Below are 19371 nucleotides of genomic sequence, written 5' to 3' on the forward strand. Positions count from 1 at the left end.
TCGTCAGCCCTCCAGGACTCCGCGCAGGTCCCACAGGGTGCGCCAGGTGGCCGAGCCGTGTTCGGCCCGTCGGCGCACCGCCGCGTCCCAGTAGGAGAGCAGCCGGGCCGCGTCGGCCGGGTCGTCCTTCTTCGCGACGCCGAGCAGGTGCCCCGGCAGCAGGCTCAGCACGTCCCGGTCACCCGGGAAGTAGGCCGCGGCCAGCGCGAGCGAGGAGGCGACCGAGACCGCCTCGGCGGTGCTCAGCACGGTGGACGGGCGTTCGATCTCCCAGCCCTCGGCGGAGCGGCCGGTGCGCAGGTCGCGGAACGCGGTGACCAGCACCTCCAGGACCGTGTCGTCGACGGCGTACGCCGTCCCGGTCCGCTCCACCGCGGCCTTGGCCTGGCGGCGCACCAGCGCGGTCTCCGCGTCGTGGTCGCCGATCGGGCCGACCGTCTCGAAGTTGAACCGGCGCTTGAGCGCGGCGGACATCTCCGAGACGCCCCGGTCGCGCAGGTTCGCGGTGGCGATCAGGGTGAAGCCGGGCGCGGCGTGTACCTGTGCGTCGGGGCCGCCCGCGAGTTCGGGGACCGCGATCCGCCGCTCCGAGAGCAGCGACACCAGCGCGTCCTGCACCTCGGGCAGGCAGCGGGTGACCTCCTCGATCCGGGCCACCGCGCCCGTGGTCATCGCGGTGAGCACCGGCGAGGGCACCAGGGCGCCGCGGCTGGGGCCCTGGGCGAGCAGCAGCGCGTAGTTCCAGCCGTACTTGAGCTGGTCCTCGGTGGTGCCCGCGGTGCCCTGCACGGTGAGCCCGCTGGTGCCGCAGACGGCGGCGGCGAGCAGTTCGGACAACATCGACTTGGCGGTGCCGGGCTCGCCCACCAGGAGCAGGCCGCGTTCGCCGGCGAGGGTGACCACGCAGCGCTCGACGAGGGCACGTTCCCCGACGAACTTGGCGCCGATGGTCAGGGCGCGGGGCAGGCCCTCGACCGGTTCGGGCAGCTTGAGTTCGTCGCCGCTGCCCATCACGAAGGTGACCACGGCGCGCGGGGTCAGCCGCCAGGCCGGCGGGCGCGGGCCCCGGTCGTAGGCGGCCAGGAACGCCAGTTCCCGGGCGTACAGGTCCTCCGGCGGGTGTATCTGGCGTGCGCCGGCGGCGGGTTCGGTTGCGGTTGCCATCAGCGGCGGCCCTTCCGGGTGGTGCGGGTGACGAGTTCCTCGAAGCCTGGCGCATCGCCGTCCTGCACGCGCCGCCAGGCCCGGTGGAACAGTTCGGGGACGGGCAGGTCGGGCACGATCATGCCCTGCCCGGGCTTCGGGTAGAGCCCTTCCTTCCAGACCTCCAGGGGCAGTGCGGGGCTCTTCAGCGCGTTCCAGCCGCCGGGCAGGAAGAGGGTGCGGCCGGCTCGGGCCCGCTTGGCCTCCAGGACCAGGTCGGTGCCGGCGAGTTCGGTCCGGGCCTTCTTCAGCCGGGCGGGCTTCCAGCCGGTCCAGCGGGCGACCTGACGATCCGTCGGGTCCGGCAGGGCGAGCAACTGGAGGTACAGCACGGCGGCGTCCTCGCCGATGCCGTGCGTCTTGGCGACCTCGGCGACCAGTTCGGGCACCGAGCGGCTCGGATCCTGCGGGACGCCGGGCGGGCCGTCGGCGCGCAGGAGCGTCTCGAAGGCGGGGTCGAGGATGCGGCGGAAGGCGGCGAAGGCGGCGGACCTCGCCTCGCCGCGCAGCGCGATCAGCCGGTCGAACCACGGGTCGTCGGCCCCGGTGAACCCGGCGGTGCGCACCAGGGTGAACTCGTTGTCGCCGTACCAGGGACGCAGCCAGAAGCGGTCCTCGATCCGGAGCACGCCGTCGGGGTCGGCGCCGCCGGTGGCGGGCAGTCCGGCCGCCTCGCGCAACAGGGTGGAGGTGGAACCGCGTTCGGCGTACTCGACGTCCAGGTCGACCACCAGGCCCGGGTCGGCCACCCGCTTGCGCAGCAGGTCGAGCACGCGCGGCAGGTGCGGACGCAGCGGATCGCCGTAGGGCAGCCGGTAGGCCAGCCAGGCGAGCGCGGTCACGGTCTGGCCGAGCGTGTGGCCTGCGGGCACGGCCGCGGGGTCGGAGGCGACGAGGTTGCCGTCCTTGTCGACGCTGTGGGTGGAGGTGCCGGTGATCCACCGCTGGGATTCGGGGGTGAGGACGTACTCGAACGCGGCGGCGGCGATGCCCCGGACGTCCGCCGCGACCTCCTCGGGCAGCCGCAACACCCGCCCGAAGGCGGCCTCCCAGGCGCGGCTGCCGGCCGCGATGTCCCAGCCGCTCGTCCACAGGGCGGCGACGTCCTCGGGCCGCTCGGGCACCAGCGCGCCCTGGACGCCGGCGCGCGCCACGCGGTCGAGCCGGTCCAGTTGCTCCCGGGCGCTGGTCGCCTCGGCCGCCCTGAGGCCGAGCACCGCCCGTCGGTCCTTGTCCATGTCGCCCGCGACCAGCCCGGCGAGCAGCACGCTCGCCTCGGCGCGGCCCAATCCGGTGCCCTCGGTCAGGGCCGACACCGCCTCCGGTCGCCACGGGACCGGGCCGTGGGCACGAATGCCCTCGACGACGGCGGCGACCCGCTCGGGGGACATCGGCTCGCGGTAGCGGTGTTCCTCGTGCGTGGTGAAGCCGTCGACCGCCTCGAACCGGCCCGACGGGTCGTGGTCGAGCGCGAGCCAGTGCTGCGTGTCGTTGCCGTAGGTGTACTGGCTGTCCAGGATGAACACGGTGCGGTCGGCGCGGCGCAGGATCCGCCCCTTGCGCTTGCGCTCCTTCTTCTTGCCGCTGGGCTCGCACAACACGACCCGGCGCAGCGTCCCGGCGGGGGTGCCCAGCGGGCCGGCGGAAAGCGCCTCCAGGAGCAGCAGCAGCGAGGCGCGCTGTGTGTCGGATGTGAGCGGCGACAGGGCCCGGGCGACCATCGCGGCGCGGTGGTCGAGCAGGTCGTGCCAGGCGGCCACGTGGGGTTCCTTGAGCCCCTCGGGTTCGGTGGTCCACTCGGCCGGGCCGTCGGTGCGCGCGAGCATCGCGGCCACCGCGGTGATGTGTTCGAACGTGGTCCAGGTGCCCCGGCCCTGATCGCCGTAGTAGCGGCAGCCGACGCCCGCGATACCGGCCACCGCCGGGCACAGCTCGTTGTCCCGGCCGTGCTCGGGGCCGGTGGGCACCGCGCGGGGCTTGTGCTCCTTGCGGTTCACCTTGCCGAAGTCGCGCAGCCGCTCGGCGAGTCGGGCGGTCTCCCCGACCAGCGAGGCGACGCCGCGGACCAGGCCGGCGTGGGTGATCGCGGACAGCAGGCGGCGCACCGGTTCGGTCCGGATCGAGTCCGGCTTGGCGGGCTTGTTCGCCGACCCCTTGGCGGCCTCGTACTCGGCCCGGGCGCGCTCGCGGTCCGCGCGCACCTCCTCGACCAGTACGACGGCCTGCTCGTGGGTGATCGCGCGCAGCGCCAGCGAGCCGGCCTCGTCGCGCGGTCGCAGCGCGTGCCAGAACGCGGGCGCCGGCACCACCCGGGTGCCGGCGGCCAGTCCGGAGCCGGCCCCGCAGTGGCCGAGCAGCACGCCGTCGTGCCACAGCGTCGCGGCGCCGTTGTGCGGGGCGACCGCGGTCGGGGCCGCGCCGCCGGGCAGGCGCAGCGCGCCGATCGGAATCTCCAGCGGCCGCTGGTCCCAGTGCCGCCGGCCGCGCACGGGCGCGGTCACGGTGCGGCCGTCGACCGAGCCGGTGGTGAGGGTGTCGCCGTCGATCCTGACCCAGCGGCCCACGAGCGTGCCGTCGGTGCCGAACGGCGTCTGCTCCAGGCCGGGCAGCAGCGGCAACAACTCGCACTCGTCGGGCACCAGCGAGCCGCCGTCGGCGACCGCGGCGGCGAAGGGGGCGGGCAGCGAGGCGCGGCCGTGGGTGCCGGTGGCCGGGTCGAACTCGGTCCACTTGCGGTCCGAGCGCTCGTAGTCGAGCGACCAGTGTGTGGTGCCGTCGGTGAGCACTCCCCGGCGTGTGGGCAGCTTGGTGTCGCCGGCGTACAGCGGCCGGCCGCCGGTGGTCACCCCGCCGCCGGGCAGCGCGAGGGAGAGCATGGTGCCGTCGGAGCCGTTGTTCGGCGGTCCGCCGAGCAGGAACGTCTCGGTCGGGCGCGCGGACCAGTAGCCCTCCCAGTCGTAGTCGGTGTTGTACCAGGCGACCAGGAGTTGTCCGTCGACGTAGCGGTACTGGGTGCGCTGCCAGCTGGTGCGGTCCTTGGGCACGCGCGGTTCGTGGTCGAGCAGGATGCCTTCGGGGCCGACCACGAGCGCGCGCTTCTCGGTGGAGAGCACGAGCGCGGGCCAGGACTCGTCGAGCCGGATGTCGCCCTTGCGGCCGAGCAGTTCGACGGCCTCGTCGAGCGCGGGCCAGCCGAGTTCGTCGTAGACGCCGGCGCGCAGCGTGGTCGCGAGCAGCGCGACGGCGTCGAACGCGCGGACGCGGGCCACCAGGTCGGGGGTCACGTCCTCGACCACGCCGCGGAAGCCGTCGAGCACCGTGAGCTCGCGCTCGGCGTCGGGCAGGCCGGCCGCGGAGGTGAGCCGTTCGCCCAGCTCGGTGAGCCGGCGGGCGAGCACGGGGCGCAGCACGGGGTGGGCGGCGGTGGCCGGCTGGTGCTTGGCGTTCAGGCCGCCGACGGCGGTCAGGAGCAGGGCCAGGAAACGTTCGTCGGCGGCGACCGCGGTCAGCTCGCGCCGGCCCTCGGCGTCGTCGTCCCACCACTCGCCCAGGAGGAAGGTGTGCTGCGGGTCGGGGTCGGTCACGGGTATGCGCTCGGCCAGGGCAAGGTCCAGCAGGTCCAGGTCGACGCCGGTGCGGTAGCGGCTGCCGCTGAACAGGGTGATCGGTACCGCCTCGGCGCGCAGCGTGTCGGCCATCCGGGCGACCAGCGCGGCGGTGCGCGCGCTGCGTCCGGTGTAGCCCCAGCCGCGCTGACGGTGCGCGGTCCAGCGGGTGACCCACTGGGCCCGGGCGCCGGGTTCGAGGTCGCCGCCGACGAGCAGGTCCAGGACGCCAGCGTCGTCGAGCAGGTCGAGCCAGAAGTCGTCGACCTCGGCGTCGGACGTCGAACCGCCGGGGGTGGGCAGGATGTCGAGGAGGCGGGCCCGCGACTCGGGCTCGGCGCCGGCCAGTGCCGCGATCGGGGCGCGGTTGACCTTCCAGAAGGACAGCGGCGCGCGGGCGATCGCGGGGGTGGCGAGCAGTTCGCGCAGCAGCGCGCGCTCCTCGGCGGTGTGGTCGCCGCCTGCCGCGCGGATCAGCGCGCGGGCGTCCTCGGCCAGGCCGGCGTACGGCGGCATGCCCGCGGTGCAGCGCTCGACCGCCAGTTGGCGGAACTGTACCCACGCCTCGGCGGGTCCGAGGCGGGCGGCGAGCGACTTGGCGTGCTCCTTGAGCGCCTTGGCGGTCAGCGCGCCGGCGAAGGCGAACTCCAGGAAGACCGCGCGCAGCCGCTCCTCCTCGATCGCCAGGTTGTGCACCCGCTCGGCCTCGCGGGCCTTGCCGAAGAACGCGGACGCGTAGGTCTTGTTGTCGTGCTTGAGGAAGATCCGCGCGGCCTGCTCGTGGAAGGTGGGCAGGAAGTGCGGTACGGCCCGGCCGAGGCGGATCGCGAGCTGGTCGAAGCCGTCCTTGGCCGCGCCGGGCTTGGTCTTGGCCTGCCGGTCCAGGCGTTCGATGTCGCGGACCAGGGCCAGTGCGTGGTGTCCGTTCGCCGGGTCGTTGACCAGTGCCCAGGCGGGGAAGCCGAGCGCTTCGCGGCGGACCTGGCCGACCTCGGGGGCGTCCGCCTCGCGGGTCAGCCCCAGGAAGCCGAGCGCCAGGTCCTCGGCCTCGCCCAGGGTGCCCGGGACCAGCCGGACGATCGGGCGGTCGCCGAACACGGGGTGCAGGTAGGTGCGCACGGTGAGCGTGTCGATGTCGTCACCGGCGAGGGTGCCGACGGGCAGGACGGCGCCGGCGTCCAGCAGGACGCGCGACGGGTCGGGGGTGGTGCCGGTGGTGCTCATGCCGCGTCCTCCGTGGTTTCGATCGTGCGGCCCGCGTACAGCGCGGCGCCCATCCGCATGCCCTCCGACCAGGCCACCGGCGGCACCCGGTCGAGGGTCAGCGTGGCGCCGTCCTCGGTCCAGGCGACCGAGCCGGTCTCGGTCGACTCGTAGCCGTCGTAGTCGCCCAGCCACATCCGCGCCTCGATCTCGCGTCCGCCGTCGAGCACGGCGCACACGGCCTGGCCGCCGCGCACCTGGTAGCCCAGCTGGGTGGCCCGGCCGATCAAGAAGCGCAGCTGGTCGTAGCGTCCGCCGGCGAACTCCTCGACGCCGGTGCGGGCGGCGTCCACGTCGGCGGGGCGGTGCCACACCTCGCGGTAGAGCTGCTGGACGCGCTGCTCGACGCCGAGTTCGACGGCGAATTCGCGCAGGTCCTCGAGGTCGTCGAGGAGCACGGGGTGCGGGATGCGGATGGTTTGCACGTCGAGGTAGACGGTGTCGCCGTCGGGGTCGACGATGCCCACGCCGCGTTCGGGGTCCGCGCCGCGCAGGAATCCGGCCACCGCGCCGTCCTCGTCGGTGGTGACCACCAGGTCGCGCAGCACCTGCTGCCAGGCGGGATCCGGCCACACCCGGGCCAACACCGCGATCGGGACCGGGAGCGAGCCGATCATCCAGCGCTCCACCGCGTCCAGGCAGGCCCGATCGTGCCGATCCAGCCACTCGACGAGCTGACGCAGGCCCACCACGGCCGGATCGTCGGCGAGTTTTCCGGGCACCGACTTCAGTTGCCGCCCCTTGGCGTTGCGGCACACCACCTTGCCGTCTTCCAAGGCGACCTCATAGTCGCCCGCCCGGATCCATCCCACGATCGTTCCCCTCCACGCATGTGTGCGAATGTCGGTGACAACCCGTCAACTGCCCAGCGGCACAAGGCGCTCGGCGCCCGTGATCAGGTTGGCGGGAACGTTAGCCGTCGATTCCGACAGCGCCGTCACCCGTCAGGATGAAACATCGCGCGAATCGACATTCGATGGCCGAAAAGTACGCCCCGCAGGGAAATTCGCGGGGGCGGGTCGGCTAACTTGCGGGGAATGACCGTGCCCGCCGTGCCCCGTGGACTGCGCAGCCTGATTCCCGGCCCCGGCCCGGAGGGGATTCCGGACGACGCGGGGCGACCCGCGACCGGCCCCGCCGAGGCCGCCGGGCCCCCGCCCGGGTCGCCGCCGATCGCGGCCAGGACCCGCTCGATGCTGGACGGACTCGCGCCGGTGCCGGTACCGCGCGCGGTCGCCGAGGCGTCGGCGGACGTGTTGTGCGCGCTGGCCGCGAGCGCCCCGGCGGAGTTGGCCCAGGTGGCCCACGAACTGGCCGGTCGACTGCGGGCCGCCGCCCGAACGGCCTAATCCCACGGGCCCGCGCCGCACGTTCGGAGGTGTCGCCGTATCTCCCGGCGCCTTGACGCGTTGTTCAGGACCCACCCGCCGAGGGTGGGACCTGTACGCACCGAAAGGACCGACTCACCATGTCGCGTATCGCCAAGGCCGCTGTCCTGACCGCCACCGTGGGTGCCGCCCTCGCCGGCGCCGCCGGCCCCGCCATGGCAGGCTCCGAGGCCGACGGCGCGGCGGTCGGTTCGCCCGGCGTGCTCTCCGGCAACAACATCCAGATCCCGGTGCACATCCCGGTCAACGTGTGCGGCAACACCATCAACGTCATCGCGGCGCTCAACCCGACGTTCGGCAACGTCTGCGTCAACGGCGGCTGAGCCGACGCCTCGGCCCCGCCCGGCGCGCGTTTCGACGCGCCGGGCGGGGCCGTTCCCGTGTGCCCGCGATCGGGGGGATCGTGGGCCGCGGCGCCCGCCGAGGGACCCGGACGGTGGGTGTGCTCGCGCGGGGCGTGGTTCCGCTCCGCGGCGCCGGGAGGGTAGGAATGCGCGCATGACGTCCTTCGCCCTGCACCACGTACAGCTCGCGATTCCCGCCGGCAGCGAGGACGCGTGTCGTGCGTTCTATCTCGGCGTGCTCGGCATGACCGAGGTGGCCAAGCCGCCGGTGCTCGCGGCACGCGGCGGACTGTGGGTGCGCGCCGGCACGCTGGAGATACACCTCGGCGTCGAGGCCGACTTCCGGCCCGCGCGCAAGGCCCATCCCGGCATCCTGGTCGACGACCTGGACGATGTGATGGCCCGGCTCGCGGCGCACGGCACCGAGGTCACGCCCGACGGCGAGTTCCCCGGCCACCGCCGGTGCCACGCGCACGACGCGGTGGGCAACCGGCTCGAATTCCTCCAGCCGCTGTGACCGCCCGCGCCGCCTTCGGTCACGGGCGGCGGGCCACCACGTCGATCTCGACCAGGATGTTCATCAGGTCCGAGCCGACGGTGGTGCGCACCGGGTACGGCGCGGTGAAGTACTCGCGGTAGACCTCGTCGTAGCCGGCGAAGTCGCGCCGCAGGTGCTCCAGGTGCGTGGTCACCTTCACCACGTGGCCGAAGTCGAGCCCGGCCTCGGCCAGTACGGCCTTGAGGTTGTCCAGCACCTGGCGGGTCTGGGTCGCCACGTCGTCGCCGACGATCGCGCCGGTGGCCGGGTCGATCGGGCCCATGCCCGCGGTGTAGACGAAGTCGCCGGTGTCGATGCCCTGCGAGTAGGTGCCGCCGGGCTTCGGCGCGGCGTCGGTGCGGATTTCCTTGTGGGCCATGGTGGTTCGCCTTCCCGATCGCGTGTGCGGATGCGTGGGAATGCTATGTGCGGCCGGGATTCAGCGGGTGACCGCGTCGTCCTGGGCGAGCAGCCGCAACTCGTCCCGGCGGGGCAGGCCCTCCCAGTCGCCGGGCACGGTCACCGCGAACGCCCCGGCCGCGGCGGCGGTGGCCAGTCGGGTCGCGACCGGGCCGCCCCCGACCAGTTCGGCCAGGTAGCCGGCGGCGAACGCGTCGCCCGCGCCGACCGGGTCGACCGCGTGCACCCGGTGCGGCGGCACCTCGTGCGGCCGGCCGTCGACGATCGCGACCGCGCCCAGCGCGCCGCGCTTGAGCAGTACCTGGGCGGGGCCGAGCGCGGTCAACTCGCGGGCCAGGTCCACGAACGGGGTGTGGTCCGGCGCCTTGAGCACCAGGCGGGCCTCGTCCTCGGTGGCGAACAGGATGTCGGCGTGGCCGGCCAGGGCGCGCAGTTCGCCGGCGGCGTCCTCGGCCGACCACAACGCCCGCCGGTAGTTCAGGTCGAGCGAGACCGGGACGCCGGCCGCGTTCGCCTCGGCGACGGCCGCGCGCACCGCGGCGCGCGCGGTCGGGGACAGCGCGGGGGTGATGCCGGTGACGTGCAGGATCCGGGCGGAGCGCACCAGGGCGGGATCCACGTCGTCCGGGCACAGGCGCGAGCCGGCGCTGCCCGCGCGGTAGTAGCGCACGTCGGTGGCCGCGCTGGTACGTCGGGCCTTGACCATCAGCCCGGTGGGCGCCTCCGGGTCGACCACCGCGGCGCGTGTGTCCAGTCCCTCGCCGCCGAGCACGGTCAGCACCAGTCGGCCGAACTCGTCGTCGCCGACCCGGCCGATCCACGCGGCCCTTCCGCCGAGCCGGGTGATCCCGATCGCCAGGTTGCTCTCGGCGCCGCCGATGGCGACGTCGAGCGTGCGGGCGTGCCGCAGCGGGCCGATGTGCGGCGCGCGGAGCAGCACCATGGTCTCGCCGAGCGTGACCACGTCCGGGGTTTCCCGGGGTTCGGCGGTCATGATGTCCTCTCGCGGGGGTCGCGTCGTCGACGGCATCGGATGCGGGATCGGTTCGGGTGGGGCCGGTGGTTCGGGTGGGGCCGGTGCTTTGGGTGGTTGCGGTTGTTCCGGTGGTTCGGGCGGGGTGTACCGGTGCGCCGGGACCGGCTCGGGGCCGGGCCCGGCGCGGCTCCCCCGGTCAGAAGTGCGTGTTGAGCACGTCCACGACGCGGTGGTCGTCGTCCACCACCGGCACCACGCGCCACTTGTCGAAGGCCGTACAGGGGTGCGAGATGCCCAGGCAGACCAGTTCGCCCGGGGCCACCTCGGTATCGCCCAGGTCGAGGTAGGCGTGCTGGTCGTCGAGCCTGGTCACCCGCGCGGCGCCCGGCTCGCGCAGCGTCCCGTCCAGCGCACGGATGCGCAGCGGCACCGGCAGGTCCTGGTCGAAGGGCACGTCGCGGCGGCCCGCGCCGAGCAGGGCCAGGCCCGGCTCGGGCGCGGAGAGCACCTGCGCCCAGACCTCCAGGGCGCTCGCGAGCGAGCCCTCCTCGGGGTGCCGGACGAACGGGGTGCGGACCGCGTAGAAGCCGTCGTCGTGTGAGACGTAGGCGCCGCTGCGCAGGATGATCGTCCGGTCGGGGAGCGGCTTGCCGTCCGGTGCGAGCGTGTCCACGACCGCGTCGAACCAGGCACTGCCGCCCGCCGAGACGATCGGCGAACCGGGCACCAGGTCGGCGATCTCGTCGGCCAGGGAGGCGAGTTCGCCCATCCACGCGGACACCGCCGCGGCGTCGGGCAGGCCGCCTTCGTAGCCCGCCACGCCCGCCACGGTCAGCCCCGGAACCGCCGCCGCGACCCGGGCCAGCTCGGCCGCCTCGGCGACACTCCGGCACCCGGTCCGCTCGCCGGCGCGGCCCAGTTCGACCAGCACCGACAACCTCCCCCCGGGCACCGCGGCGAGCGCCGCCGCCGCGATCTCGACGCCCGCCCGGGAGTCGACGTAGAACAGCAGGTCCGGCCGGGTGGCGGCCCAGCGCAGCACCTTCTCGTCCAGGATCTCGTTGGCGACCAGGATCCGCGGTACGCCGAACCGGTGCGCGGCGAGCGCCTGGTTCGCGGTGGCGACGGTGATCCCCCAGGCGCCCGCGCCCAGTTGCTCGGCGAACAGCTCGGGCGACATCGTGGTCTTGCCGTGCGGGGCGAACAACACGCCGTGCCGCTCGGTGTACGCGGCCATCGTGGCCACGTTCGCGAGCAGCGCGGATTTGCGCGCGACCATCACCGGCCACGTGAGCGGCCCGTCGAAAAGGCTGTGTCCGGCGGCGCCGAACTCGTCGTCGGTGAGTTCCTCGTAGGGCAGCCAGGTGCCCTTGGTGTACGAGTCGAGTGTCATCGGGTCGCTCCCAGGGTGCGCGATACACGGAGTGCCGCCGCCGCGACCGCGGGTCCCAGTTCGCGAACTCGCGCCGCGGTGACGCGCGACGTGAGACCGGAGACCGACAGGGCCCCGACCACGACGTCGTTGTGATCGAAGATAGGCGCCGCCACGCAGCGCACCTCGGGCTCGTTCTCGCGATCGTCCACCGAGTAGCCGCGGTTGCGGATCCGGGCCAGTTCGGTGCGCAGCAGGCCGGGGTCGGTCAGGGTGCGGGTGGTGACCGTGGGCAGGCCCGCGTCGACCACCTGGGCGAACACGTCCTCGGGCAGCCAGGCGAGCATCGCCTTGCCGACCGCCGTGCAGTACATCGGCGCGCGGCTGCCGATGCGCGAGGCCATCCGTACCGCGGTCTCGTTCTCGACCTTGTCGATGTAGACGATGTGCGGCGCGTCGGGCACGCACAGGTGCACGGTGCCGCCGGCCTCGCGCATCAGGCGGTGCGCCTCCTCGGCGGCGGCGGTGCGCAGGTCGATGCCGGCCAGGTACGCCTGGCCGAGGGCGAGCGCGCCGGGGCCGAGCCGGAAGTGTCCGTGCCGGCGATCGCGGGCGAGCAGGCCGGTGTCCAGGAGCGGCTGGGCCAGGCGCAGCACCGTGCTCTTGGACAGGCCGAGCGTGTCGGCCAGCTCCGTCAGGCTCAGTCCCTCGGCGGCGGCGTGGTCGCGGACCTGCTCCAGCACGGCGAGGGCGCGGCGCAGGGACGCGGACTGGTTGCGCGGCGGGGCCGGGGGGCGGCCGGCGCGGGCGGCCTCCGGCTCGTCGGAGCGGGTCGGCGCGACCGCGGGAGCGGGAGCGGGGGCGGCCGGGTGGGCCGCCCCGACCGCGCGGGTCGACGCGCCCGCGTGCGCCGGTCCGAGCGCGTGGGTCGATTCGACCGGGCGCGTCGGCTGGTCGACGCGGGTCGACGCGCCGCCGTCGACCGGTTCGGGGCCGTGCTCGGGAGTGCTCACTCGCATGTCCTCAGGACGACCTGACCGGGTGCGCGGGCGGGTTGCCCGTCGGGGCTTCGAACGAGAGTACGGGGACACCCGCCACCGGCACATCGCCGCCGCCGGGCACCCGTCCGCCGCGCGGCGGTACGTCGTACATGCGAGCCCTCCCTGCCCTTTCACGCGTTCCTCGCCGCGCGCCGTGCGGCGTCGCTTCCCGCGTGCTCTTGCCTCGTCCGCACACCTCGCGTGACCCCGTGTGTCCGCCCGCCCGCGCTCCGGAACGCACGGTGTCCGGCGGATGACCGACGGGTCGACCGAGCACGGACGTTACGTGTCCGTAAGCGTCCGATACCACTTTCGCAGCACACAGTTTTGCAGTGCACAACGTTCGGCGGGACGCCTTGTCGGAACGACGCGCCGCTTTCTAACGTCCCGCTCACGCCGCACCGGATTGTTTCCCCCTTGCGGCCCCGTTCGTGTCGATTGACGCGACGTCCAGACGTACAGGCCGACCCTCGGGTCGCGGCACCCCCCGCGGTCGCTTCGGCCTGCCTCGCCGCAGGAGGAATTGTCGTGAAGATCCGGAGTTTGGCCGCCGTCGCAGTGGCCGGCATCGCGCTGGCGGCGTGCGCGCCCGGCACGGCGTCCAAGACGAAGTCCGCCGACGAACAGACCGGCACACTCAAGGTGTGGCTGTACGACGAGGCCAACCGGGCGCCCAAGGAGAAGGTCGTGGGCGCGGCCGTCGCCGACTTCAAGGCGGCGCACCCCAAGGTGACCGTCGAGGTGGGCTACATCCCCACCGACGCGGGCCCGCGCGCGGAGAAGATGAAGGGCGCGTTCAACGACCCGAACAGCGCGCCGGACGTGGTCGAGTTCGGCAACACCGACCTGTTCGGCTACGTCCAGGCCGGCGGCCTCGCGGACATCTCCGGCGACCTGGCCAACTGGTCGGAGGCGGGCGACCTGCCCAAGGACCTCAAGGACACCACGCTGGTCGACGGCAAGACCTACGGCCTGCCGTGGTGGCTGGGCCTGCGCTCGCTGTACTACCGCACCGACGTGTTCACCGAGCTGGGCCTGAAGCCCCCCACCTCGTACACCGAGCTGGTCGAGGCGGCGAAGAAGGTGCGCCAGGCCAAGCCGGACATGCTCGGCATCGCGGTCGGCGGCAAGTACACCTTCGGCGGCCTGCCCTTCCTGTGGGCCAACGGCGGCGAGATCGCCACCCAGCAGGGCGGCAAGTACGCGGCCGCGATCGACTCGCCGCAGTCGCAGGCGGGCGTCAAGGCCTACACCGACCTGTTCGCCAAGGACATCTGTCCGCCCCAGCAGTGCGCCGACCTGACCGGCGGCAAGACGGTCGAGGCGTTCGCGGCCGGCACCGCCGGCATGGCGATCCTGCCCAACTCCTCGCGCAGCGCGGTCGAGGCGGGCACGGCCAAGGGCAAGTACGCGGTCGTGCCGCTGCCGGGCACCGCCCCGGGCTCGATCGCGCCGGCCTTCTCCGGCGGCAACGACCTCGGCGTGATGAAGTCCTCGCAGCACCGCTCGCTCGCGGTCGACTTCATGAAGATCCTGGGCGGCAAGAAGTACCAGCTCCAGATGTTCGACGCGATGGGCAACCTGCCCACGCTCGCCTCGGCGCGCGGCGACGTGGTGGCCAGGGACCCGTGGCTCAAGCCGTTCATCGACACCCTGAACGCGGGCACCAAGTTCGTGCCCAAGGATGCCGCGTGGGCCAAGATCGACTCGCAGTCCGTGGTGCCGACCATGTTCCAGAAGGTGATCACCGGCAAGTCGGACGTCTCCGGCGCCACCGGCGAGGCCAAGACCGTCATCGACAACGCGTTCGCCGGGAAGTAAGCCGGTGACCACGACCACCACGCCCGCGCGGGCGGACCGGCCGACCCCGGCCTCGGTCCGCCCGCGCGGCGGCGCGGGCAAGACGAAGACCGGACGGCGCCGCTCGTGGACGCCGCTCTGGCTGCTGCTGCCGTCGGCGGTCATCCTGATCCCGCTGTTCGGCTACCCGCTCTATCAGCTCGGCCTGCTCTCCTTCCTGAAGTTCGGCCAGCCGCAGGCGTCGGCGGGCGAGGTCGCGGAGTTCGTCGGGTTCGACAACTACTCGACCCTGCTGGGCGACGATCAGTTCTGGGACGTGCTGTTCCAGACCGTGGTGTTCGCCGCGGCGTGCGTGGTGGCGACCCTGGCGGTGGGCGCGGCGCTGGCGGTGCTGCTGACCCGGGTCGGCAAGTGGCCCCGGCTGTTGCTGCTGTTCGCCGCGCTCGGCGCCTGGGCGGCGCCGGCGATGACCGGCTCGACGGTGTGGATGTTCCTGTTCGACACCAACCTGGGCCTGGTCAACGAGGTCCTGGGGATGCAGGGCCACAACTGGTTCTACGACAAGTGGTCCGCGTTCGCGCTGGTCGGCGTCGTGGTGGTGTGGCACTCGTTCCCGTTCGTGATGATCTCGCTGTACGCGGGCATCGAGTCGATCCCGGTCTCGGTGCTGGAGGCGGCCCGCCTGGACGGCGCGTCCACCTGGACCGTCTTTCGACACGTGATGCTGCCGATGTTGCGGCCGATCCTGACCATCGTGGTGATCCAGTCGATCATCTGGGACTTCAAGGTCTTCACCCAGATCTACGTGATGACCGGAGGTGGCGGCATCGCCGGCCAGAACCTGGTGCTCAACGTGTACGCGTACCAGAAGGCCTTCGCGTCCTCGGACTACAGCCTGGGCGCGGCGATCGGCGTGCTGATGACGCTGATCCTGCTCGCGGTCACCATCTTCTACATCCGCGCGCTGCGTCGCTCCGGGGAGGAGCTGTGAACCGTACCTCCGCCGCCGCCGTCCGGCCGGCCGGCCCCCGTCGCTCGAAGGGCGGTCGCACGGTGTCCCGAAGGATCGCCAACACCACGGCGATCGTGGTCGCGCTGCTCACCGTCTTCCCGCTGTACTGGATGGTGCTCTCCGCGTTCAAGCCGGACGGCGAGATCAACTCGGTCGACCCGCGCCCGTGGACGTGGCATCCGACGTTGTCCAACTTCCGGGACGCGTTCGGGGTCAGCGGCTTCGGCGGCTACTTCCTGAACAGCCTGATCGTGGCGAGCGTGGTGGTGGTGCTGTCCGGGCTCGTGGCGTTCCTGGCGGCGGTGGCGCTGACCCGGTTCGACTTCAAGTTCCGCACCACGATCCTGGTGATGTTCCTGGTCGCCCAGATGGTGCCGGTCGAGGCGCTGACCATCCCGCTGTTCTTCCTGGTCCGCGACATCGGTTCGGTGGCGCCGCAGTTCGGGCTGAGCACGCTCGGCTCGCTGATGCTGGTGAACCTGGCCTTCTCGCTGCCGTTCGCCATCTGGATGTTGCGCGGTTTCGTCAAGGCGATCCCGGAGTCGCTGGAGGAGGCGGCGCGGATCGACGGGGCGAACCGGTTCACCATCCTGTGGCGGATCCTGTTCCCGCTGGTGGCGCCCGGGCTCGCGGCGACGTCGGTGTTCTCGTTCATCACCGCGTGGAACGACTTCGTGTTCGCGAAGACGTTCATCCTGGACACCGATCACCAGACGTTGCCGGCGGCGCTGATGGTGTTCTTCAAGCCGGACGAGAACGACTGGGGCGGGATCATGGCGGCTTCGACGCTGATGACCATTCCGGTGCTGATCTTCTTCGTGCTGGTGCAGCGGCATCTGGTGTCGGGGTTGGGCGGGGCGGTGAAGGACTGAGGGTTCGGGGTGTGCCGGCGTTCGACTCGTCGTTGATATCCGTGGTGACCTCCTCGTTGGTGAAGGGCTGATTCCGTGTCATCGTCTTCGTCTTCCTCGTCCGTGGCGCCTGTGGCATCCGGGCCGTTCGTGGTTCCCCGACCGGCGCGCATGACGCCCGGTGTGGGCGGGTTCGTGTTGACGCCCGCGACCGGGTTGAGTCATCCGCCGGAACTGGCGGGCGAGGCGGCGTGGTTGCGCGGCGCGCTCGGCCCGGCGACCGGGTGCCTGCTGCCGCCGGGGCCGGGGATCGAGTTGCGGCTCGACCCGGAGGCGCTGCCGGCGGAGGGATACCGGCTGGAGGTCACCGCCGCCGGGGTGGACCTGTGCGGCGGTACGCCGGCGGGGGTGTTCGCGGGCCTGCAGACGCTGCGGCAGTTGTTGCCGGCGGACGTGTTCCGGCGCGGACGGGTGCGGGACGGCGCGTGGTCGATGCCGGCGTGCCTGATCGAGGACGCGCCGGCGTTCGGGTGGCGCGGGGTGATGCTGGACGTGGCCCGGCACTTCGTGCCCAAGCAGGACGTGCTGCGCTTCGTCGACCTGCTGGCCGCGCATCGACTGAACGTGCTGCACCTGCATCTGACCGACGACCAGGGCTGGCGGATCGAGGTGCCGGGGTGGCCCCGGTTGACCTCGGTGGGCGCGTGGCGCACCGCGAGCATGCGCGGGGCCCGGCAGCACGAGCGCTTCGACGAGAAGCCGCACGGCGGTTTCTACACGGGCGACGATCTGCGCGAGATCGTCGCGTACGCGGCCGATCGGCACATCACCGTGGTGCCCGAGATCGACCTGCCGGCGCATGTCCAGGCGGCGGTGGCGGCCTATCCGTCGCTGGGCGCGGTGCCGGTGGACGGGGTGCGCACCCGCTGGGGCGGGCTGTCCGACGGGGTGCTGGCGCCGACCGAGGAGGCGCTGGGCTTCTGCCGCGACGTGTTGGCCGAGGTGTGCGCGATCTTCCCCTCGCGGTATGTGTGCGTCGGCGGCGACGAGGTGCCGACCGGGCCGTGGGAGCGGATGGGGCACCCCGACCCCGGCTCGCTGGGCGGCTGGTTCGTGGCCGAGTTGGCGAAGATGTTGGCCGCGCACGGGCGGGTGGTGTTCGGCTGGGACGAGGTGCTGGCGGGCGGCGACGCGGTGCCGTCGGACGCGTTGATCGGGGGGTGGCGCGCCGAGCACGGGACGATCGTGGCGGCGCGGGCCGGGTTCGACGTGGTGGCGTGCCCCGACATGTCGGTGTACTTCGACTACCGCCAGGGCGAGGCGGCGGACGAGCCGATTCCGGTGGGGCCGTTGTTGACGTTGGCGGACGTGTACGCGTTCCGGCCGGTGCCGTCGGTGCTCACCGCCGAGGAGGGCGCGCGGATCCTGGGCGGGCAGGCGCAGATCTGGACCGAGCACATGGATTCGGTGCGGCGGATCGACTACATGGCCTTCCCGAGGATGTGCGCGTTCGCCGAGGCGGTGTGGTCGGAGCCGGGCGACTTCGCGGAATTCACCGAGCGGTTGACGTCGGCGCACCTGGCGCGGCTGGACGCGTTGGGCGTGGAGTACCGCCCGCTCGACGGGCCGCACCCGTGGCAGACCCGGCCGGACGCGCCGGGGTTCCCGAAGTCGCGGGCGGAGCGGGAGGCGGAGTTGCTGGAGCTGACGGAGAACATCAGGGGCGGGACGGTGGGGTGAGGCGGCGCCGCGGCGGGGCCGGGCCGGGCCGCGCGGGTGGCACTGACATCTGACGCTGCGTCAGTTATGGTCGCCCGGATGGGGTCCGAGTGGTCTCGGCCTCCTCACCCCTCCCCCACGAGAGGTCGGTCGGTGCCGTCATGCCATCCGGATACCACGCGATCCCGAACCTGATCGGGCTGTACGCCGAGCGCATCGACGCGGGCGATTTCGCGGGCGTGGGCGAGCTGTTCGCGCACGCCGTGATCACCTCCGAGGGCCAGGACCTGGAGGTGCGCGGCGCGGCCGGGGCGCGGGAGATGTACGAGGCGTGGACGCGCCGGTATCCCGACAACGGCACGCCCCACACGCGGCACGTCACCACGAACCTGATCGTGGACGTCGACGACGACGCGGGGACGGGCACGTGCCGCAGCTACGTCACGGTGTTCCAGGCACTGCCCGACTTCCCCCTCCAGCCCGTCTTCACCGGTCGTTACCACGACACCTTCGCCCGCCTCGACGGGGCGTGGCGCTTCACCCGCCGCCACATGATCACGGACTACGTGGGCGACCTGAGCCGACACCTGAAACACCCGCTGTAGGGACGCGGGCGGTCGGGCGGTCGGGCGGTCAGGCGGTCAGGCGGTCAGGCGAAGGTGACGCCCTCTGGGGGGACGTCGACGCGGCTGTCGTCGTCCAGGATCGGGACGCCCAGGCGCTCGTGCGCGATGCGCTGGGCGGCGAGGGCCTGCGGCAGTCGGGCGACGTAGCCGTCGCCGAGGAGGGCGGCGGCGCGGCGCGGGGTGACCAGGACCCGGCTCCACGACCAGCCCGTGGCCGGGTCGGGGGCGAGCGGGCCGAGCGCGGCGAGCCGGGCGGCGCTGCGGGAGCGCACGTCGCCGCCGTCCGGGTCGGACAGGTAGCCCACGTGGGTGACTTTGCCCAGCACCGCGTTGGCCTCCTCGGCCACCTCGCGGGCCAGGGTCGCGAGCGCGTCCGCGTCCTCCGGCTCGGCGCCGCCGCCGGGCAGGGCGTACCCGCCGTCGGGGTCGCCCACCAGCAGCACCCGCCCGTCCGGATCGAACAGCCACCCCGCCGCGCGGCCCACGGGCGTACCGGCCGGGATCGGCTCGTCCTCGTGCCAGACCCGCTCCTTCGGCGGCCGATGCTCGCGCCCGTCGACCACGTACAGACAGGACCCCGACGCCTCCGCCTCCAACGCGACCGAGACCCGCCGCCGGGTGCGTCCCGGAAAACGCGGCAGCGCCTCGTCGGGCGTGAGCACGTACACCGCGCGCAACTCGGGGTCGGCCGGAGCGAGTACGGCGACCTGCTCGTCGGTGAGCGTCGGCCCGGCGAAGACGAAGTCGAGCACGACCCGTCCGAACGTCGCGGCGGACGTGGTGCACACCGCGAGCAACCGCCCGACCGCGAGGTCGAGGCCCAACTCCTCCCGCACCTCGCGCCCGGCCGCCTCGTGCGGGGACTCCCCGGCCTCGGCCATTCCGCCGGGCAGGTCCAGGCCGGGCTTGTACCCGGGGTCGACCACCACGAGCCGACCGCGCCGATCGCGCAGCACCATCGAGGCGCCCACGACCACGCCCGGCAGGCCGGCGCAGTAGTCGATCAGCTCCCGGGATACCGGCTCGTCGATGCCATCCACGCTCATCCGCTCCCCCGTCACATCCGTCGTCGTACCGGGCGCCATGCTCGCCGCCCATCCTCGCGGAAGCCTCGCCCGCACCGGGCAGTCGGGCGCAAGGATCGCAACCTTCCGGGCCCCACGACAGATACAGCAGCCCATGTACGTCCGAACCACCTACACGACCGGCGACCC

General features: G+C 73.1%; 17 protein-coding genes. 8 read left to right on the forward strand and 9 right to left on the reverse strand.

Annotated features, from left to right (window positions below; all coding sequences use genetic code 11):
* Positions 1-3: 3 nt before the first annotated feature.
* The 3 genes from ACFRCG_RS15780 to ACFRCG_RS15790 are packed head-to-tail and all read right to left on the reverse strand — an operon-like array spanning position 4 to position 6883.
* Entirely contained in the window at positions 4-1164 is a 1161-nt protein-coding gene (locus tag ACFRCG_RS15780; RefSeq protein WP_380005446.1) for an AAA family ATPase, read from the reverse strand.
* A complete protein-coding gene (locus ACFRCG_RS15785; RefSeq protein ID WP_380031817.1) occupies positions 1164-6032 on the reverse strand; it encodes a hypothetical protein in 4869 nt (1622 codons plus the stop codon). Before ACFRCG_RS15785 ends, ACFRCG_RS15780 begins: the two co-directional genes overlap by 1 nt.
* On the reverse strand, positions 6029-6883 hold the full coding sequence (locus ACFRCG_RS15790) for a DUF4132 domain-containing protein (protein WP_380031819.1): 855 nt from the start codon (positions 6881-6883) through the stop codon (positions 6029-6031). The genes ACFRCG_RS15785 and ACFRCG_RS15790 overlap by 4 nt, the downstream gene beginning before the upstream one ends.
* Before the next feature lie 225 nt (positions 6884-7108).
* Between ACFRCG_RS15790 and ACFRCG_RS15795 the strand changes: the two genes are divergently transcribed.
* The 3 genes from ACFRCG_RS15795 to ACFRCG_RS15805 all read left to right on the forward strand — a co-directional run bounded on the left by ACFRCG_RS15795 (position 7109) and on the right by ACFRCG_RS15805 (position 8320).
* Positions 7109-7420 carry a hypothetical protein gene (locus ACFRCG_RS15795; RefSeq protein WP_380031821.1) on the forward strand — a complete coding sequence of 104 codons (312 nt, stop codon included), beginning with the start codon at positions 7109-7111 and terminating at the stop codon, positions 7418-7420.
* Positions 7421-7539: 119 nt separating this feature from the next.
* Entirely contained in the window at positions 7540-7782 is a 243-nt protein-coding gene (locus ACFRCG_RS15800; protein WP_380031823.1) for a chaplin, read from the forward strand.
* Between the two features lie 175 nt (positions 7783-7957).
* Positions 7958-8320 (forward strand): VOC family protein, encoded by a 363-nt coding sequence (locus ACFRCG_RS15805; RefSeq protein WP_380031825.1) that lies wholly within the window; start codon positions 7958-7960, stop codon positions 8318-8320.
* A 19-nt stretch (positions 8321-8339) separates the two neighbouring features.
* On the opposite strand, the gene ACFRCG_RS15810 is transcribed toward ACFRCG_RS15805, so the two are convergent.
* The 5 genes from ACFRCG_RS15810 to ACFRCG_RS15830 form a co-directional block, all read right to left on the reverse strand.
* Entirely contained in the window at positions 8340-8720 is a 381-nt protein-coding gene (locus ACFRCG_RS15810) for a RidA family protein (RefSeq protein WP_380031827.1), read from the reverse strand.
* A 60-nt stretch (positions 8721-8780) separates the two neighbouring features.
* Positions 8781-9755 (reverse strand): sugar kinase, encoded by a 975-nt coding sequence (locus ACFRCG_RS15815; protein WP_380031829.1) that lies wholly within the window; start codon positions 9753-9755, stop codon positions 8781-8783.
* A 178-nt stretch (positions 9756-9933) separates the two neighbouring features.
* Positions 9934-11130 (reverse strand): alanine racemase, encoded by a 1197-nt coding sequence (locus ACFRCG_RS15820; RefSeq protein ID WP_380031831.1) that lies wholly within the window; start codon positions 11128-11130, stop codon positions 9934-9936.
* Positions 11127-12122 carry an IclR family transcriptional regulator gene (locus ACFRCG_RS15825; protein WP_380031833.1) on the reverse strand — a complete coding sequence of 332 codons (996 nt, stop codon included), beginning with the start codon at positions 12120-12122 and terminating at the stop codon, positions 11127-11129. The genes ACFRCG_RS15820 and ACFRCG_RS15825 overlap by 4 nt, the downstream gene beginning before the upstream one ends.
* Positions 12123-12132: 10 nt before the next feature.
* Positions 12133-12261, reverse strand: a complete 129-nt coding sequence (locus tag ACFRCG_RS15830) for a hypothetical protein (protein ID WP_380031835.1) — start codon at positions 12259-12261, stop codon at positions 12133-12135.
* A 416-nt stretch (positions 12262-12677) separates the two neighbouring features.
* Between ACFRCG_RS15830 and ACFRCG_RS15835 the strand changes: the two genes are divergently transcribed.
* From ACFRCG_RS15835 to ACFRCG_RS15855, 5 genes are all read left to right on the forward strand, one after another.
* Positions 12678-13970, forward strand: a complete 1293-nt coding sequence (locus tag ACFRCG_RS15835) for an extracellular solute-binding protein (protein WP_380031837.1) — start codon at positions 12678-12680, stop codon at positions 13968-13970.
* 4 nt (positions 13971-13974) lie between these two features.
* Positions 13975-14940, forward strand: a complete 966-nt coding sequence (locus tag ACFRCG_RS15840; protein WP_380031839.1) for a carbohydrate ABC transporter permease — start codon at positions 13975-13977, stop codon at positions 14938-14940.
* A 62-nt stretch (positions 14941-15002) separates the two neighbouring features.
* Positions 15003-15833: a carbohydrate ABC transporter permease gene (locus tag ACFRCG_RS15845; protein WP_380031987.1), complete on the forward strand. Its 831-nt coding sequence runs from the start codon at positions 15003-15005 to the stop codon at positions 15831-15833.
* Between the two features lie 129 nt (positions 15834-15962).
* Complete coding sequence (locus ACFRCG_RS15850; RefSeq protein ID WP_380031989.1) at positions 15963-17552, forward strand: beta-N-acetylhexosaminidase; 1590 nt, start codon at positions 15963-15965, stop codon at positions 17550-17552.
* A gap of 140 nt (positions 17553-17692) precedes the next feature.
* The gene (locus ACFRCG_RS15855; protein ID WP_380031840.1) at positions 17693-18136 is read left to right on the forward strand and encodes a nuclear transport factor 2 family protein; all 444 of its coding nucleotides are present in this window, start codon (positions 17693-17695) and stop codon (positions 18134-18136) included.
* A gap of 44 nt (positions 18137-18180) precedes the next feature.
* On the opposite strand, the gene ACFRCG_RS15860 is transcribed toward ACFRCG_RS15855, so the two are convergent.
* Positions 18181-19242, reverse strand: a complete 1062-nt coding sequence (locus ACFRCG_RS15860) for an NUDIX domain-containing protein (RefSeq protein WP_380031842.1) — start codon at positions 19240-19242, stop codon at positions 18181-18183.
* Positions 19243-19371: the final 129 nt, after the last annotated feature.

The sequence above is a fragment of the Embleya sp. NPDC056575 genome (genome assembly GCF_042793325.1).
GTDB lineage: Bacteria > Actinomycetota > Actinomycetes > Streptomycetales > Streptomycetaceae > Embleya.